17 protein-coding genes are annotated in these 16,494 nt (G+C 71.7%); 5 read left to right on the top strand and 12 right to left on the bottom strand.

Going from position 1 to position 16,494, the window contains the following annotated elements:
* The first annotated feature begins 47 nt into the window (after nucleotides 1-47).
* The 4 genes from ACZZY9_RS13635 to ACZZY9_RS13620 all read left to right on the top strand — a co-directional run bounded on the left by ACZZY9_RS13635 (nucleotide 48) and on the right by ACZZY9_RS13620 (nucleotide 4,380).
* Nucleotides 48-1,052 (top strand): aldo/keto reductase family protein, encoded by a 1,005-nt coding sequence (locus tag ACZZY9_RS13635; protein ID WP_463464483.1) that lies wholly within the window; start codon nucleotides 48-50, stop codon nucleotides 1,050-1,052.
* 213 nt (nucleotides 1,053-1,265) lie between these two features.
* Nucleotides 1,266-1,817 carry a YceI family protein gene (locus ACZZY9_RS13630; RefSeq protein ID WP_243215189.1) on the top strand — a complete coding sequence of 184 codons (552 nt, stop codon included), beginning with the start codon at nucleotides 1,266-1,268 and terminating at the stop codon, nucleotides 1,815-1,817.
* A gap of 250 nt (nucleotides 1,818-2,067) precedes the next feature.
* Nucleotides 2,068-2,625, top strand: coding sequence for a TIGR03086 family metal-binding protein (locus tag ACZZY9_RS13625; protein WP_192059879.1), 558 nt, complete (start codon nucleotides 2,068-2,070; stop codon nucleotides 2,623-2,625).
* Nucleotides 2,626-2,685: 60 nt separating this feature from the next.
* Entirely contained in the window at nucleotides 2,686-4,380 is a 1,695-nt protein-coding gene (locus ACZZY9_RS13620; RefSeq protein WP_463464482.1) for a long-chain-fatty-acid--CoA ligase, read from the top strand.
* Nucleotides 4,381-4,428: 48 nt separating this feature from the next.
* Here ACZZY9_RS13620 and lepB read toward each other — a convergent pair whose 3' ends face one another.
* From lepB to ACZZY9_RS13605, 3 genes are all read right to left on the bottom strand, one after another.
* Nucleotides 4,429-5,016, bottom strand: coding sequence for a signal peptidase I (gene lepB, locus ACZZY9_RS13615; protein WP_463464481.1), 588 nt, complete (start codon nucleotides 5,014-5,016; stop codon nucleotides 4,429-4,431).
* A gap of 29 nt (nucleotides 5,017-5,045) precedes the next feature.
* Nucleotides 5,046-5,963: an oxygenase MpaB family protein gene (locus ACZZY9_RS13610; RefSeq protein ID WP_463464480.1), complete on the bottom strand. Its 918-nt coding sequence runs from the start codon at nucleotides 5,961-5,963 to the stop codon at nucleotides 5,046-5,048.
* 106 nt (nucleotides 5,964-6,069) lie between these two features.
* Entirely contained in the window at nucleotides 6,070-6,888 is an 819-nt protein-coding gene (locus ACZZY9_RS13605) for an SDR family oxidoreductase (RefSeq protein WP_463464479.1), read from the bottom strand.
* Nucleotides 6,889-7,021: 133 nt separating this feature from the next.
* On the opposite strand from ACZZY9_RS13605, the gene ACZZY9_RS13600 reads away from it, so the two are divergent.
* Nucleotides 7,022-8,704, top strand: coding sequence for a long-chain-fatty-acid--CoA ligase (locus ACZZY9_RS13600; RefSeq protein ID WP_320476969.1), 1,683 nt, complete (start codon nucleotides 7,022-7,024; stop codon nucleotides 8,702-8,704).
* 46 nt (nucleotides 8,705-8,750) lie between these two features.
* Here ACZZY9_RS13600 and ACZZY9_RS13595 read toward each other — a convergent pair whose 3' ends face one another.
* The 9 genes from ACZZY9_RS13595 to ACZZY9_RS13555 all read right to left on the bottom strand — a co-directional run bounded on the left by ACZZY9_RS13595 (nucleotide 8,751) and on the right by ACZZY9_RS13555 (nucleotide 16,408).
* Nucleotides 8,751-9,200, bottom strand: a complete 450-nt coding sequence (locus tag ACZZY9_RS13595) for an SRPBCC family protein (RefSeq protein ID WP_192059866.1) — start codon at nucleotides 9,198-9,200, stop codon at nucleotides 8,751-8,753.
* Nucleotides 9,197-10,663 (bottom strand): phytoene desaturase family protein, encoded by a 1,467-nt coding sequence (locus ACZZY9_RS13590; protein WP_463464478.1) that lies wholly within the window; start codon nucleotides 10,661-10,663, stop codon nucleotides 9,197-9,199. The genes ACZZY9_RS13595 and ACZZY9_RS13590 overlap by 4 nt, the downstream gene beginning before the upstream one ends.
* Nucleotides 10,660-11,667 (bottom strand): SDR family oxidoreductase, encoded by a 1,008-nt coding sequence (locus ACZZY9_RS13585; RefSeq protein ID WP_243215855.1) that lies wholly within the window; start codon nucleotides 11,665-11,667, stop codon nucleotides 10,660-10,662. The genes ACZZY9_RS13590 and ACZZY9_RS13585 overlap by 4 nt, the downstream gene beginning before the upstream one ends.
* Nucleotides 11,668-11,788: 121 nt before the next feature.
* Nucleotides 11,789-12,595, bottom strand: a complete 807-nt coding sequence (locus ACZZY9_RS13580; RefSeq protein ID WP_463464477.1) for a hypothetical protein — start codon at nucleotides 12,593-12,595, stop codon at nucleotides 11,789-11,791.
* 100 nt (nucleotides 12,596-12,695) lie between these two features.
* Nucleotides 12,696-13,442: a DedA family protein gene (locus tag ACZZY9_RS13575; protein WP_463464476.1), complete on the bottom strand. Its 747-nt coding sequence runs from the start codon at nucleotides 13,440-13,442 to the stop codon at nucleotides 12,696-12,698.
* Between the two features lie 92 nt (nucleotides 13,443-13,534).
* Nucleotides 13,535-13,945, bottom strand: coding sequence for a DUF3054 domain-containing protein (locus tag ACZZY9_RS13570; protein WP_463464475.1), 411 nt, complete (start codon nucleotides 13,943-13,945; stop codon nucleotides 13,535-13,537).
* Nucleotides 13,946-13,970: 25 nt separating this feature from the next.
* Nucleotides 13,971-14,615: a spermidine/putrescine ABC transporter substrate-binding protein gene (locus ACZZY9_RS13565; protein WP_463464474.1), complete on the bottom strand. Its 645-nt coding sequence runs from the start codon at nucleotides 14,613-14,615 to the stop codon at nucleotides 13,971-13,973.
* Nucleotides 14,616-14,691: 76 nt separating this feature from the next.
* Entirely contained in the window at nucleotides 14,692-15,528 is an 837-nt protein-coding gene (locus ACZZY9_RS13560) for a DUF3097 domain-containing protein (RefSeq protein ID WP_463464473.1), read from the bottom strand.
* Complete coding sequence (locus tag ACZZY9_RS13555; protein ID WP_463464472.1) at nucleotides 15,521-16,408, bottom strand: hypothetical protein; 888 nt, start codon at nucleotides 16,406-16,408, stop codon at nucleotides 15,521-15,523. The genes ACZZY9_RS13560 and ACZZY9_RS13555 overlap by 8 nt, the downstream gene beginning before the upstream one ends.
* Nucleotides 16,409-16,494 lie beyond the last annotated feature (86 nt).

Genomic DNA, 16,494 nt, shown 5'->3' with positions numbered 1-16,494 from the left:
CGGTCGGGGGCAGCCCGTCGGCCACCCGAGGCGCGTAGTTTGACGACATGGACTTCAGATACCTAGGAAACAGCGGCCTCAAGATCTCCGAGATCACGTACGGCAACTGGCTGACCCACGCCTCGCAGGTCGAGAACGACGTCGCCACGCAGTGCGTCCGTGCCGCGCTCGACGCCGGCATCTCGACCTTCGACACCGCCGACGCGTACGCGAACACGGCGGCGGAGCAGGTGCTCGGCGACGCGCTCAAGGGCGAGCGTCGCGAGTCGCTCGAGATCTTCACGAAGGTGTACTGGCCGACCGGGCCCCGCGGTCACAACGACGTCGGACTCAGCCGCAAGCACATCCTCGAGTCGATCGATGGGTCGCTCCGCCGTCTCGGCACCGACTACGTCGACCTCTACCAGGCGCACCGCTACGACGCCGACACCCCGCTCGAAGAGACCATGCAGGCGTTCGCCGATGTCGTCCGCCAGGGCAAGGCGCTCTACATCGGGGTCAGCGAGTGGAACGCGGACCAGATCCGTGCCGGGCACGAGCTGGCTGTGAAGTACGGCGTGCAGCTCATCTCGAACCAGCCGCAGTACTCGATGCTGTGGCGCGTCATCGAGCAGGAGGTCGTGCCCACGAGCAAGCAGCACGGTCTCGGCCAGATCGTCTGGTCGCCGGTCGCGCAGGGCGTGCTCACCGGCAAGTACAAGCCGGGCGCCGAGCTGCCCGCCGGCAGCCGCGCCACGGACGACAAGGGAGGCGCGAGCTCGATCAAGAGGTTCCTCACCGACGAGGTGCTCACCGGAGTCGCGAAGCTCGAGCCGATCGCCGCCGATCTGGGCCTCTCGATGGCCCAGCTCGCCATCGCCTGGGTGCTGCAGAACGACAACGTGGCGTCGGCCATCATCGGCGCCTCGCGACCCGAGCAGGTCGGCGACAACGTCAAGGCCGCGGGCGTGAAGCTGCCCGCCGAGGTCATGACGGCGATCGACGAGGCGCTCGGCGACCTGGCCGAGACCGACCCGTCGAAGACCGTCTCGCCCGACGAGCGACCCGCCTGAGACCCGGCGCGGAGAAACCCGGCGTAACGGGAATTAGTCAGGGGTGGATGCACTTGCATATACTCGTACCGACCTTCGGTGACACGTCACCGAAACCCCAGACGTCATCGCACCACCGAACATCGTCACATCACCGGACATCGTCACATCACCGGACATCGTCACATCACCGGACACCGTCACATCAGTCACCCAGACCAACAGGAGAACACCATGGCAATCACCACCGAGACGATCCCCGCCGGCACCTGGAACCTCGACCCCACGCACAGCGAGGTCTCCTTCAGCGTCCGTCACCTCGCCATCAGCAAGGTCAAGGGCAGCTTTGAGTCGTTCGACGCGACCCTCGTCACCGCCGAGGACCACACCGCGAGCAAGGTCACGGCCTCGATCGACGTCGCGTCGGTCAACACGAACCAGAAGGACCGCGACGGTCACCTGCAGACCGGCGACTTCTTCCTGGCCGAAGAGCACCCCAAGATGACCTTCGTCTCCACCAGCATCGAGGAGAAGAGCGGCGACGAGTTCCTCGTGCACGGCGACCTGACCCTCCGTGGCGTCACCAAGCCCGTCACCCTGAAGAGCGAGTTCGGCGGCCTCGTCGTCGACGGCTACGGCCAGACCAAGCTCGGCTTCTCGGCGACCACCAAGATCGACCGCACCGCCTTCGGCGTCACCTGGAACGCGGCCCTCGAGGCCGGCGGCTTCACGCTCGGCAACGACGTGACCGTCACGCTCGAAATCCAGTTCGTGCTCCCCGCGTAAGCAGCAGCACCTCTCGAGGGCCCGTATCCGTCCGTCGGATGCGGGCCCTTCATGCGCGACCCGCGCCTCCTCGGCTCCGGCGGGCCCGCGACCCGCGCCTCCTGGGCTCCGGCGGGTTCCCGTCATCCGCGGCGGGTCAGCGCTGACCCGCCCCCGACGACGGGAACCCGCCGCACCGGCCCGCGGAACAATGCGCGGCCCCGTACGGTTGGCCCTGGCAGTCAGCCCCGCACCACCCGAGAGGACTCCCATGACCGTCGACTGGATCACCCTGCAGAAGACCGCGCACGACGAGTTCGCCCGCCGGGTCGAGGCCGTGGCCGACTGGGACGCCCCCACCCCCGACACCGAGTGGAAGGTCCGCGACCTCGTCCGTCACGTGACCCGCGAGCAGCAGTGGGTGCCCCTCCTGCTCGAGGGCGGCGACCCCGCCGAGGCCGAGAACTCCATCGAGCCGCTCGGAGACGACCTCGTCGAGGCCTGGCACCGCTGGTCGAACGCCGCGACGGCGGCCTGGCGCGACGCCGATCCGCACGCCGAGGTCCGACTGAGCGCCGACGTCGTCCCCGTGCACGAGTACCTGGCCGAGCAGGTCGCCGACGTCACGATCCACAGCTGGGATCTCGCTCGTGCGGTCGGCGCCGACGAAGAGCTGGACGACGCCCTGGTCGAGGCCGTCTGGGGCGTCTTCGAGCCGCAGAAGGACGCTCTCGAGGCCTCGGGGCTGTTCGCGTCGCCCGTGCCGGTCGGCGACGACGCCCCGCTCCGCATCCGCCTGCTCGCGTTGACGGGCCGCGACGCGCGCTGACACGCCCCACGCAGTCGCGCCTCCCGGGGGTTCATCACCCGACCCTGGCAAGCTCGGGGCATGACCGCTCCGATCGACCGCCCGTGGCTGCACAGCTACGCTCCTGACGTCCCCGCCGACATCGAGCCCGTCACGGGCAGCCTCGTCGACCTGATCGACGACGCCGTGGCCGCGCACCGCACGCGGCCGGCCCTCGAGTTCTTCGGGCGCGAGACGTCGTACCGCGATCTGGGCGACCAGATCGCGCGCGCGGCCGAGGGGCTCAGGAGGCTCGGCGTGCGTCGAGGAGACCGCGTCGCCCTGATCGTCCCCAACAGCCCGCAGCACGTGGTCGCGTTCTACGCCGTGCTGCGCCTCGGCGCCGTCGTCGTCGAGCACAACCCGCTCTACACCGACCGCGAGCTGCGCCACCTCTTCGAAGACCACGGCGCGACCGTGGCGGTCGCCTGGGACAAACTGGTCGACCGCCTCCGCGCCCTGCCCTCCGACCTCGGCCTGACGACCATCGTGTCGGTCGACGTGACGAAGGGCATGCCGCTCGGCACCCGGCTGGCGCTGAAGCTGCCGGTGCCCGCCGCGCGGTCGTCGCGGGCGGCGCTGACGGACGGCGCGACGGGCGACTCGACGTTCGACGACCTGCTGTCGAACCGCCCGATCAAGAAGAAGCACCCCCGACCCGAGGTCGACGACGTCGCCCTGCTGCAGTACACCAGCGGCACCACCGGGTCGCCGAAGGGCGCGATCCTCACGCACCGCAACCTCCGCAGCAACGCCGAGCAGGGGCGCGCGTGGGTGCCGGGGCTGGTCGAGGGCGCCGAGACGGTCTACGGCGTGCTGCCGTTCTTCCACGCCTACGGGCTGACGCTGTGCCTCACCTTCGCGATGAGTCTCGGTGCGCGGCTCGTGCTGTTCCCGAAGTTCGACGTCGACCTCGTGCTCAAGGCGGCGAAGAAGCACCCGCCGACCTTCCTGCCGGCGGTGCCGCCGATCTATCAGCGACTCGCCGACGGCGCCCGCGAGAAGCGCGTCGACCTGTCGTCGGCCCGCTTCGCCATCTCGGGTGCCATGAATCTGCCGACCTCCGTCGTGACCGCCTGGGAGGGGGTGACGGGCGGCATGCTCGTCGAGGGCTTCGGTCTCACCGAGACCTCGCCCGTCGCGCTCGGCAACCCCATCGGCCCGACCCGCCGCGTCGGCACCGTCGGGGTGCCGTTCCCGTCGACGGAGGCGATCGTCGTCGACCGGGACTCCCCCGATCCGACCCGACCCGTGCCTCCCGGGGCAGCGGGCGAACTTCTTCTGCGTGGTCCGCAGGTGTTCCGCGGCTACTGGAACCGGCCCGACGAGACCGCCGAGGCGTTCCTCGAGGGCGGCTGGTTCCGCACCGGCGACATCGTCAGCATGAGCGCCGACGGCTACGTGACCATCGTCGACCGCATCAAGGAGCTCATCGTCACGGGCGGCTTCAACGTCGCCCCGTCCGAGGTGGAGGAGGCCGTGCTCGGTGCCGACGGCATCGCCGAGGCCGCCGTGGTAGGGGTCCCGCGCGCCGAGGGCGGCGAGGACGTCGTCGCGGCCGTGGTCCTGGCCGCGGGCGCGACCCTCGACGAGGCCGCCGTGCGCGATCACTGCCGCGGGCGTCTGGCGGCCTACAAGGTGCCGCGCCGGGTCGTGGTGGTCGACGAGCTGCCGAAGTCGCTGATCGGCAAGGTTCTGCGAAGGCAGGTCCGCGACACCCTCATCGCCGCGGGCTAGACGGGCCCTCCCGGCACGACCAGAGCCAGACGGGACGTCCCGGCACGACTAGAGCCAGCGGGCCCGGTCGAACGGCCAGAACACCACGAAGGCCCGGCCGACGACGTTCTCCTCCGGGACGAACCCCGCGTAGGGCCCGCTCTGGTGCGCCCGCGAGTCGGCGGAGTCCTCGCGGTTGTCGCCGAGGACCCACAGCGCCCCCTCGGGCACGGTGACGTCGAAGGGCGTCAGCGACGCCGGGTCGCCCGCGGGCACCGTGATGTACGGCTCGTCGATCGGCTCGCCGTTGACGAGCACGTGCCCTTCGGCGTCGCAGCACGAGACGGTGTCGCCCGGCAGACCGATGACGCGCTTGACGAGGTCCTGCCCCGGCTCCCCCGGCAGCCAGCCGCCCGGATCCTCGAAGACGACGATGTCGCCGTGGTGCAGCGGCATCACGTTCGAGGCGAGCACGTTGACGACCAGCCGGTCGCCGATCATCAGCGTGTTCTCCATCGACGCGGACGGGATGTAGAACGACCGCACCAGATACGTGCGGACGCCCCACGAGACGAGCAGGGCGATGAGCACGATCACGACGACGTCGCGCAGGAGGCGGAACGGTCGATGGGGACGAGGAGGCGCGGTGTCGGTCACGACGACATCCTCTCAGTCGCCTGCTGGGGTCAGACCGATGTCCACCCGAGTCGTTCGAGTCGCGTCAGCGCGTGCTTCTCAGCCGGCGGCCGCGGGCCCATGACGGCGCCCACTCCCCGCAGCACGGCCGCGGCGGGACCGGCGGTCGGCAGCTCGACGGGACCGACGTGCGGCGGACGCAGATCGAGCAGCTCCTGGAATCGGGGTTGCAGCGTCGCGACCGCGCCGTTGAACAGCAGGGGGTAGCCGGCCCGGAGGACGGGAAACAGCGGCGGACGCCGGATGAACCGCACGACGTCGTCGGTGCGGGAGGTCCGCTCGAGGACTCCCCGGCGATCGAAGTCCATCAGCTGGTGCTGCATCTCGGCAACGGTCAGCGGCGGATTCGGCACACCCATCAGCTCGCCGGCGACGGCCCACTCGCGGACGTAGGCATCGGGGCCTCCGGGCACCTCGCGCCCGCCCCATCGATGGAAGGCAGCCAGGAACGAGTCGGCGAAGGCCATGTGCACCCAGCTGAGCAGCTCGGGGTCGTTGGCCGCGTAACCGTGCGAGACGCCGTGACGGTCGTCGTACTGCCCGACGACTTTCGTATGCAGCCGCGAGACCCAGTTCGACGCCTGGGTCGCGGCGTCCCGACTGCCGTAGGTGACCGTGTAGATCCAGCGGATCGTCCCGGCGAGCCGCCCCAGGGGGTCCTCCTTGAAGCGCGAGTGGTCGTGCACTCCGGCGAGCGCACCGGGGTGGAGGGCCTGGACGAGCAGCGCCCTCACGCCGGCGGCGATGGTCGCCTTGGCCCCGTGCACGGCCCAGACGGCCGACCCCGGCTCGAAGAACCCCTCGTCGTCGCCCTTCTCGAGGTCGATCATCCACTGCGGCGTGCCCGTCGCCTGCCCGTTGAAGGTCTGCTGCAGACGGGCGCGCAGCGGGGAGACGAGGTCGGTCATGGCCCGATCATGCGCTCTCGGACCTGAGGACTCCCGTGAACGGACACCGCGCCTCCCGCAGCTCTCGAGAGACGCAGGAGGCGCGGCGGGCGTCGGCGACGGAGGGTCAGCCGCCGTGCGCCTCGACCGAGACGGACTGCCACTCGTTCCACGTCGCGAGACGCGACTCGTAGTCCTTCGTCGCGATCTCGAGCGGGGCCCTGCCGAAGAAGATGCGGAGGGGCGGCTGCTCGGCGTCGACGACCTTGAGGATCGCGCCGCGCGTGGCCTCCGGGTCGCCCGGGTCGGCGGCCGACGGGCGCTTCGAGGCGGCCTCGCGCACCTCGGCGTACTCCTCGAGCTCGTCGCTGCGCGACGCGGACGGGCCGGACCAGTCGGTGCTGAATCCGCCGGGCTCGACCAGGGTGACGTGGATGCCGAAGCCCGCCACCTCCTGCGCCAGCGACTGGCTGATGCCCTCGAGCGCCCACTTCGACGCGTGGTAGATGCCGACCGTCGGGAACGCGCTGATGCCGCCGATGCTGGACACCTGCACGATGTGGCCCGACCCCTGCTCGCGCATGATCGGCAGAGCAGCCTGCGTCACCCACAGAGCGCCGAACAGGTTCGTCTCGAGCTGCCCTCTGGCCTCGCTCTCGCTGATCTCCTCGACCATGCCGAAGTGGCCGTAGCCGGCGTTGTTCACGACGACGTCGAGACGACCGAACGTCTCGGCGGCCTCCTGCACGGCGGCGATGTCGGCCGCGCGGTCGGTGACGTCGAGCTGAAGCGGCAGGAAGGCGTCGCCGTACTGCTCGACGAGACCGGCGACGTCGTCGAGGTTCCGCGCGGTGCCGGCGACGCGATCGCCTCGTTCGAGTGCGGCCTCGGCCCACTCGCGGCCGAAGCCCTTGGATGCTCCGGTGATGAACCAGACCTTGCTCACGGTGTTCCTCTCGTCGGGGTGCGGGTCCCCCCGATCCAACGCCCGCCCGTCTGGAAGACGTCCAGGTGCCTCTTCCCCGCGTCGCTGCACGACGCGCACGATCGAACGGCCTCGTTCGCCCTAGAGTGAGAGGGTGACCATCGAGACCCCGCGTCCCTGGCTTGACTCGTACGCCCCCGGCGTCCCGCACGAGATCGAGCCCGTCACGGGCTCTCTCCTCGACCTGGTGGACGGCAGCGCGAAGCGCTACCCGAAGGCGGTGGCGCTCGAGTACTTCGGGGCCACGACCTCGTACACCGAGCTCGTCGAGCAGATCGCGCGTGCGGCCGAGGGCCTGCGGAAGCTCGGAGTGGGCCACGGCGACACCGTGGCCCTCGTGCTGCCGAACGGCCCGCAGCACGTCGTCGCGTTCTACGCCGTCCTGCGTCTCGGCGCCGTGGTCGTCGAGCACAACCCGCTCTACACGCCGCGCGAGCTGCGTCACCAGTTCGAAGACCACGGCGCCAAGATCGCCATCGCCTGGAACAAGGTCGTCGACACGATCCAGGCGTTCCCGGACGACGTCGCGGTCGACCACGTCGTCTCGGTCGACGTGACGAAGGCGATGCCGTTCGGCACGCGGCTGGCCCTCCGTCTGCCGATCGCCAAGGCACGCGAGTCCCGCGAGCGCCTCTTCGCGCCGGTCCGTGGCACGACCCCGTGGGAGGACGTCGTCGGCTCGCGCCCGATCCGCTCCAAGCACCCCCGCCCCGAGACCGACGACCTCGCGGTCATCCAGTACACGAGCGGCACCACCGGCACGCCGAAGGGCGCGCAGCTGACGCACCGCAACCTGCTCTCGAACGCGGCGCAGTCACGGGCCTGGGTGCCGACCATCGAGCAGGGCGCGTGCACCGTCTACGCCGTCCTGCCGATGTTCCACGCCTACGGCCTGACGCTCTGCCTGACCTTCGCGATGAGCATGGGGGCGCGCCTCGTGCTGTTCCCCGCCTTCGACCCGGCGCTCGTCCTCAAGGTCATGAAGAAGCGACCGCCGACCTTCCTGCCGGCCGTCCCGCCGATCTACACGCGCCTCCGCAAGGCGGCCGACGACGCCGGCGTCTCGCTGCGCGGCGTCGAGGTCGCGATCTCGGGCGCCATGCCCCTGTCCGCCGAGGTCGTCGAGCCGTGGGAGGCCGAGTCCGGCGGCTGGCTGGTCGAGGGCTACGGGCTCTCCGAGTGCTCGCCCGTGCTGATGGCCAATCCCGTCGGGCCGACCCGCCGCGCCGGCACCGTGGGGCTCCCGCTGCCGAGCACGGAGGTGCGGGTCGTCGACCCCGACCAGCCGACGGTCGACGTCGCCCCCGGCGAGTCCGGCGAGCTGATCGTGCGCGGCCCCCAGGTGTTCACCGGCTACTACCGCAAGCCGCAGGCCACGAGCGAGGTCTTCGTCGACGGCGACTGGTTCCGCACCGGAGACATCGTCACCGTCGACGACGACGGCTTCGTGCGCGTCGTCGACCGCATCAAGGAGCTCATCATCACCGGTGGGTTCAACGTCGCGCCCTCCGAGGTCGAAGAGGTCCTGACGCGCTTCGAAGGCGTCGTCGACGCGGCCGTGGTCGGCATGCCGAGCCCCGGCGGCGAGCAGGTCGCCGCGGCGATCGTCGTCTCCCCCGGTGCCGAGGTCGACGTCGCCGAGCTGCGTGCCTTCGCCCGCAAGCACCTCACGCCCTACAAGGTGCCGCGACGCATCGTCGTCGTCGACGCCCTGCCGACCTCGCTGATCGGCAAGGTGCTGCGCCGCAAGGTGCGCGACGAGCTGCTCGGTCACTGACCGCGAGCGCCCCGGGCATCCTCGCCTGGGGTCGGCGAGACCCGACCTAGTCGGCCTTGCCGTCCCGTCGCCCCTCGGCCAGCCAGGCCAGCCGCTGCAGCGTCTCGCGATTGCGGTGCTTGAGCATGACGTTCTGCAGCGGTCTCGGCACAAGGGTCCCCGGGCCGGACACCGCGTCCTCCGTCATGGTGACGTGCGAACCGCCCGAGATGGGCTTGACCGCGAACCCGACCCGCGCCTCCCCCAGGGGCCAGCCGCGCGCGATCATGACGACGCGACGGGGCGGGTCCCACTCGACGATGCTCGTCGAGTCGTCGATCACCGCGGGCCAGACGCCGACCGAATGGCTGATCTTCGAGCCGGCCTCCGGCCACGCGGGCTCCACATCGCGCACTCGCGACGCCCCGACGACCCAGCTCGGGTACGACCAGCCGTCGCGCAGGATCGCGAAGACGTCCTCGGGCGACGCGTCCATGAATCGCTCCTCGATGCTCATGCCGCCTCCTCCTGGTCGGGCCCCAGATGGGGCAGGTCGGTGATGCCGAACTCGTGCCGGAGGGCGCTGCGGGCGGCGTAGGCGCCGCCCATCCCGTGCACGCTCGGCCCGGGCGGCACCGACGACGACGCGAGGTACACGCCGGCGACGGGGGTCCGCCACGGCTCGGTCGACAGCACCGGGCGCACGACGAGCTGCTTGAGGCTCGGCGCACCCGAGGCGATGTCGCCGCCGATGTAGTTCGGATCGTGGGCCTCGAGCTCGTCGGCGCTGTACGAGTGCGACGCGAGCACCACGTCGCGGAAGCCCGGCGCGAAGCGCTCGATCTGCGCCGTGATGACCTCGGTCATGTCGCGGGTGCTGCCCGACGGCACGTGCGCGTACGTCCAGAGCGAGTGCTGCCCGCTCGGAGCGCGGGTGTCGTCGACGACGCTCGGCTGCACGACGAGCACGAACGGGTCGTCGGAGTGCCGCCCCCTGGCCACGTCGTGCTCGGCGCGGGCCACGTCGGCCCGGTCGCCGCCGAGGTGCACCGTCGGCGACCCCCGCAGGGCGTCGACCGCCCAGGGCACCGGGCCGCTGAGCGCGAAGTCGACCTTCGACGCTCCCCCGCCGTAGCGGAACCGCTCGAGGCGACGACGATAGCCGTCGGGGAGGCGCGCGCCGGCCATCGAGATCAGCTGCCGGGGCGTCACGTCGAGCAGTGCGACGTCGCTGTCGAGCTGCGCGAGGTCGGTGATCTCCGTGTCGGTCTCGATCACCCCGCCGTGCGCCACGAGGTCGGCCGCGAGCGCATCGGCGATCGACTGGCTGCCGCCGCGAGGCAGAGCCCAGCCCCGCCCATGCCCGTGCACGGCGAGGGTCAGACCGGCGGCGGAGGCGGACAGGCTCGGCATCGGACGGATGGCGTGGGCCATGACGCCGGCGAGCAGGGCCGTCGCCTCGCGCGTCTTCAGCCCGGCGTCCCACCAGGGGCCGCCCTGGGCGAGGATGCGCAGGCCGAACTCGACCACCGTGCCGGGGTGCCTGGGCACCTGCAGGATGGGCGACAGGGTGAACTGCGAGATCTCGTCCTCGAGGTCCACGAGGCGGCCGAACATGCGGCGCCAGGTCGACCCGTCCACCCCGAGACCGGCGACCGTCCGCTCGAGGTCGCGGTACGCCACACCCGCGGTGCCTCCGTCGACGGGATGCGCGTACGAGATCTCGGGCACGATCATCTCGACGCGCTGCTCGAGTCCCCACCGCCGGAAGAACCCCGAGGCCATGGCCATCGGGTGCACGGCGGAGCAGATGTCGTGGCGGAAGCCGGGCAGGGTCAGCTCGGCCGTGCGCGTGCCGCCGCCGATGGTCGACGCCCGCTCCACGAGCTGCACCTTGAGCCCCGCCCGAGCGAGCACCACCGCAGCGGCCAGCCCGTTGGGGCCCGCCCCGACGACCGATGCGTCGTAGGGCCGGCTCATCGGCGACGCCCCGACACCGCCCGGACGGTCGCGAATCCGGCACCGAGGGCGGCGGCGACCGCGAGACCGCGACCGATGCCGCGGTGCTCGGTATACCAGACCTGGGGGCTCGTCGAATGGGCCTGATCGCTGAAGATGCCCCGCGCCCCGTGGTCGCCGGCCGTGGGCTCGTAGAGGTTGTCGGGCAGCATCGGCTCCTTCTTCTGAGGCGCCTGCTGACCCGAATAGCCGGTCTTGGCCAGGAAGACGTCCATCAGCCCCGCGGCGAGGCGGTTGCCCATGACCGTGCCCAGCGTCGGCTCGCCGATCCACGACCGGCGACGCGGCTTCTCGGCGACGGCGGCGATGGCCCGGGCGCCGACCTCGGGTTCGAAGATCGGCGCGACGGGCATCGGGTGGTCGGGCAGATCCGTGCGGACCCAGTTGAACTGGATGGTGTTCAGCGCCGGCATGTCGACCGTCGAGATGCGGACCGCACTCTTGTTGTGCAGCAGCTCGGTGGTCACCGACTCCGTGAAGCCCTGGACGGCGTGCTTCGCGGCGCAGTATGCGGCCTGCAGGGGGATGCCGCGGTGCGCCAGCGCCGAGCCGACCTGGATCACGTGACCGCTGTCGCGCGGCACCATCCGCGAGAGGGCCGCACGGGTTCCGTTGACGAAGCCGAAGTAGTTGACGGCCGTCGCCCGCTCGAAGTCGTCGGGGTCGGTGTCGAGGAACTCGCCGAACACCCCGACCATGGCGTCGTTCACCCAGAGGTCGATGGGCCCGAGCTCCGATTCGACGCGATCGGCGGCGGCCTCGACCTGCGCACGGTCGGCGACGTCCGTCGGGATGCCGAGAGCGCGACGCCCGGCGGCCTCGACGTCGGCGACGGCCCCGTCGAGTCCGTCCTGACCGCGGGCGAGCACCGCGACGTCCCAGCCGCGGGCGGCGAGCTCTCGGACGGTGGCCCGGCCGAGTCCGGCGGTTCCTCCGGTGACGACGGCGATCCTGCTGGTGCTCATGCTTCTCCTCGACTCGTCCTCGCGTTCGCGGGTCTCCGACGGTAGTCGTTCACGACCGAGGAGGCGCGACTCGCGTGAGTCGCGCCTCCTCGGTCGTCACCATGGCCAGGGCCGCTCGGCGCTAGATGTCGAAGCCGCCGAAGTCGCCGCCACCGAAGTCGCCCCCGCCGAATCCGCCGCCGCCGAAGTCGCCCCCGCCGAAGTCGCCGCCGCCGTCGCCCGCGCCGGTGTCGGCGCCCGCGGTCTCCGTGCCCGTGTCGCCCGGCTCGGAGCCGGTGTCGGAGCCGTCGCCCTGGTCGCCGTCGCCGCCGTCGGCCGTGGCGCCGCCGTCGGGCAGGAACGCGCCGACCAGTGCCGAACCGATCACGAAGCCGGCCACCGTGCCGAGCAGCGAGCCGCCGATCATCGAGCCCATGCCGGGCCCGCGGCGACCCTGGGCGTTCTGCCCCTCGGAGGGGCTGCCGCCGCCGAGCGTGCGCTCGAGAGTGCCCGGCTGGCGCAGCTCGGACCGGGTGGCGGCCTGCGCCAGCGACGCCGGGTCGTCGCCGCGCGGGCGCTCGCTCTCGGACGCCTGCGCGCTGAGCTCGTCGAAGACCAGGCGACGCTGCTCGGGCGTGAGCTTCTCGAAGGCCTCGGCGTGCACCTGCTCGATGGTCTCGGGCGGGGCCGTCCGCAGCAGGTAGCGATAGCGCTCGACGGCGATCTCGTCGTCGGTCCGCGCGGCCTGCGGTGCGGACGCCCGAGACGCGGGCGCCTGCTCGTACGGCTGCTGGCCGTAAGGCTGCTGGCCGGAGGGCGCCTGCTCGTACGACTGCTGGCCGTACGGCGCCTGGTCGTACGACTGCTGGCCGTAGGGCCGGGTGTCCGCCCTGGGACCGGGCTTGGCCTGGTCGTCGTCGCGGCCGAGGAGTCTGTCGAGGAATCCCATCAGAGCGGTTCCCTTCCGTTCGTGGTGTGCGGTGCGGAGGCACCTGCCGAACACGACAGTACGGTCGCCTGCCGCCGCCTGCCTGTGCGCCGCGTGCGGATCAGCCCCGAACGTCGCCGTCGACGTCTCGGTGATCGCGGGGCTCGCGGGTGTCGTGGGCGTCGGCGGACCCGCCGCGACGTCGGCGCCGCAGCAGCGCCCGTACCACGAGCCAGACGATCACGCCGGCGATCGCGCCGTAGACGATGTAGTCGAGGTACTTCGCGTACTCGTCGATCAGCTCGTACTGGGTTCCGAGGGCCGCGCCGAGGGCGATCAGGAGGGTGTTCCAGATGCCGCTCCCGACGATGGTGAAGAGGGAGAACGTGGCGAGGGGCATGCGGTCGGCGCCGGCCGGCAGCGAGATGAGACTGCGGACGCCGGGGATGAAGCGCCCGAAGAACACGGCCGAGCGACCGTGACGGTGGAACCAGCCCGCCGCCTTGTCGAAGTCCTCGCGGTCGACGAGCGGCAGCTTCGAGAGCCACCGGATGCTCCGTTCGAGACCGAGCTTCGCACCGAGGAGGTACAGCACGAGTGCACCGACGTACGCTCCGAGCGTCGTGACGACGATGAGGAGTCCGATGTTCATGTCACCGCTGCCGGCCAGCGCACCGGCCAACGGCAGGATGAGCTCGCTGGGGATCGGCGGGAAGATCGTCTCGATGAAGGTCAGCAGACCGACGCCCCACTCGCCCAGCGCGTCGATCACGCGAGACGCGATGCCGACGATGCCCCCGCTCTCGGTCAACGACCCGGGGGCGGATGCGGCGGTCAGGAGTGCGCTCGGCGCGGCTGAGGAGGTCATGTGTCCCTGGGTCGGTTCGGGTCCCGCTCGGGACGGGCTCGGATCGGCACCCCGAGTATGCCGGGTCAGGCTGTGGACGGCCCCTGCGCGGGTCAGACGGGTCGGCGGGCGCCTCGTCGGCGGGTCGCCAGCAGCCCGATCAGTCGCCAGCCCACCAGGAACACCCCGAGCACGATCGCCGTGACGACGACGAAGCTCGGCTCCACGCCCTGTCCGCTCGCGACACGCAGCAGCACGCCCACGACGACCGTCGCCACCCAGACGACCAGCCCCGCCCTGGGGCCGCGCATCGACCAGCCCACGCCGAGCACCGTCGCCCAGCCGACGGCGAGACCGACGACGAACGGCCAGAGGGTCGTCGCGAGGCCCAAAGGGTCGAGGGCCTCGGCATGACTGCTGCGGCCGATGAGGACGAACGCGGCGACGAGCACCAGATCGACGGCGGCGACCCACCAGAGCCCGGCGGAGCGCCGCGAGCGCCCGCTGCGTGAGATGCCTGTCATGTCTGCCTTTCGAGCGGGGTCGGGTTCAGGAGGGCTGTTCGAGCGTCTGCGACAGCTCCGACAGCAGGTCGTCGATCTGCGGTTCCACGAGGCGCTCGACGGCGTCGCCGATGCGCTCCCGCTCAGCGACGAGGGCGAAGCAGAGGCTCGTGCCGACCGACTGCGCGTGGTCGTCGGCCAGCGCGAGTTCCCGGCGCAGCGCCTCCTTGGCCTCGTCCGAGTACTCGACGGGGTCGACCGTGTGGGACCCGGCAGGAGGAGCATCCTCTTCTGCGAGACCGGCCAGCGTGAACAGGAACGGCTGAGCGGGGTCGGGTTCGGGGTCGACGTCGAGCCCCTCGAACTCGGGGTCGAGACCGACGTCGGGGCGGTAGCCGACATCGACGACGCCGTCGGCCTCGCGACGCAGCTCCCGGTCGACGAGCGGCAGGTTGCGGGCCGTGTAGATCTCGACCTCGTCGTCGACGATGTGCCGCAGCCGGTTCAGCAGCGCGTGCTGGACGGCGTGCGGCACGTCGCGGTCGAAACCGGCGGCGACGGCGACGGGCGACCCGAAGCAGAGTCGGCAGACGCGGGTGCGCCCGCGGGCCGTGCCGATGCGCCAGCGGGGCAGCCAGCGCAGCCAGGCGTCGACGGCGCTCTGCACGCGCCCTTCGATCGAATCCGCCATGCCCCGAATCTACGGGCATCGGGCGGTGATGACCGCGTACCCCAGGGCGATTCACCGGGTCGGGGCCCGGGTGCCGTCAGTCGACGGTGACGAAGTCGATCAGTCGCTCGACGGGGCCGAGCAGAGCGGGTTCGAGGTCGGCGAAGGTCCGCACCCGCCCGAGGATCCGCTGCCAGGCGGCGGCGATGTCGGCCTGGTCGCCGTGCGGCCAGCCGAGCGCGTCGCAGATGCCGTGCTTCCATTCGATCGAGCGGGGAACCGTGGGCCACTCGGCGAGACCCACGCGCGCGGGCTTGACCGCCTGCCAGACGTCGACGAACGGGTGCCCGACGACGAGCACGCCCGCCCCCGACGGCCCCGACATGACCGAGTCGGCGATCCGGCTCTCCTTCGAGCCGGCGACGAGGTGGTCGACCAGCACGCCCACCCGCCGGGTGGGCGACGGACGGAACTCCGCCAGCACCTCGGCCAGGTGGTCGACGCCCTCGAGGTACTCGACGACGACCCCCTCGATCCGCAGGTCGGAGCCCCACACCTTCTCGACCAGCTCGGCATCGTGACGCCCCTCGACGAAGATGCGGCTCTCGCGGGCGACCCGAGCACGGGCCCCGTCGACGGCGAATGATCCCGACGCCGTGCGCGCCCGTCCGGCCGGCGCCGCCCGTGGCACCCGCAGCGCTACGGGCGCCCCGTCGATCAGGAACGATCCCGAGAGCGGGAACGCCCGAACCCGACCCTTCCAGTCCTCCAGCTCGACCAGGCCGCCCGACACCCGCACGACGGCCCCGGTGAAGCCGCTCGCGGAGTCCTCGACGACCAGGTCCCGGACGGCGTCGGTCGGTGTCGCGACCGGTCGCTTCGAGCGCTTCCAGTCGCCGCTCAGAACGTCGTCTCCGTATCGGTCGTCAGTCACGGGGCGAGTGGCCTCTCTGCGGGGGTTCGGGTCGGGTTCGGGGTTGCGGTCTCGGTGACGGCTGGTAGGGGCGAGGCGGGCTCTTCGACGGGCCCGCCTCGCCGGGCCGGCGATGCTCGCCGGGCTGCGGCGAGGTGCGACCCACGGGGGACGCGGCCCTCCCCCCGACCGCGCGGGGCTGATCCGGGCCGGGCTGAGCCGGACGGGGCTGAGCCGGACGGGGCTGAGCCGCACGGGCCTGAGCCGCACGGGCCGGAGCGTCACGAGGGGGCCCGTCTCGAGGGGGTGACCGGCGTGAGGCTCCCTGCACCGCGCCTCCGGCAGCGCGTGCGGTGGTCGACCCCGCGGCCGCCGTTCCCGTCTGCGCCGACCGCCGCGGCGGAGCGAATCCGCCCGTGAGCACCCAGCTGAGCCAGACGAGCATCCCCACGACGTAGACGAGGGACACCGCGAGCGGGATCCACCACGTGGCGACGGGGCCCCCGGACTGACCGACGAGTGCCACGACGATCAGCGCGGCGACGAACCAGAGCCCGGCCGCCGTGCCTCGGGCGAGGTAGCTGGCCAGACGACGCCGCAGCTCACGGCGTCGGGTCTCGTGCTTCCAGTAGGAGGCGCGAGGTACCAGCAGGTGCCGTGCGGGCGTCCAGGCGAGCGCGGCGGCCGAGACCAGATACGCGATCAGGATCACGACGGCGACCGCGACGGCGACCAGGAGGAGGTCCGACCTGCTCGCGAACGCCGCCCCGGCACCGTCCGTCGTGCGGATGACGACGACGCGCAGGGGCAGCCACGTCGCCGCGACGGCCACGACGACGGCGAGGCCCACGACCGCCACCCCGACCGGGGCGGCGGGTCGGATCCACCGGGGCACGCTCATCGGTCGCCGTCGCGCTCGGGCCGACGCGCAGGAACCTGCTCGTGCACGGCGACTCCCCCGTCGGCGGCGATGCTCGTGCCGCCGAT

This window comes from Frigoribacterium sp. AC394 (assembly GCF_979258095.1).
The sequence above is the reverse complement of the archived record's forward strand: the minus strand, read 5'-3'. Positions and strand labels throughout refer to the sequence as shown.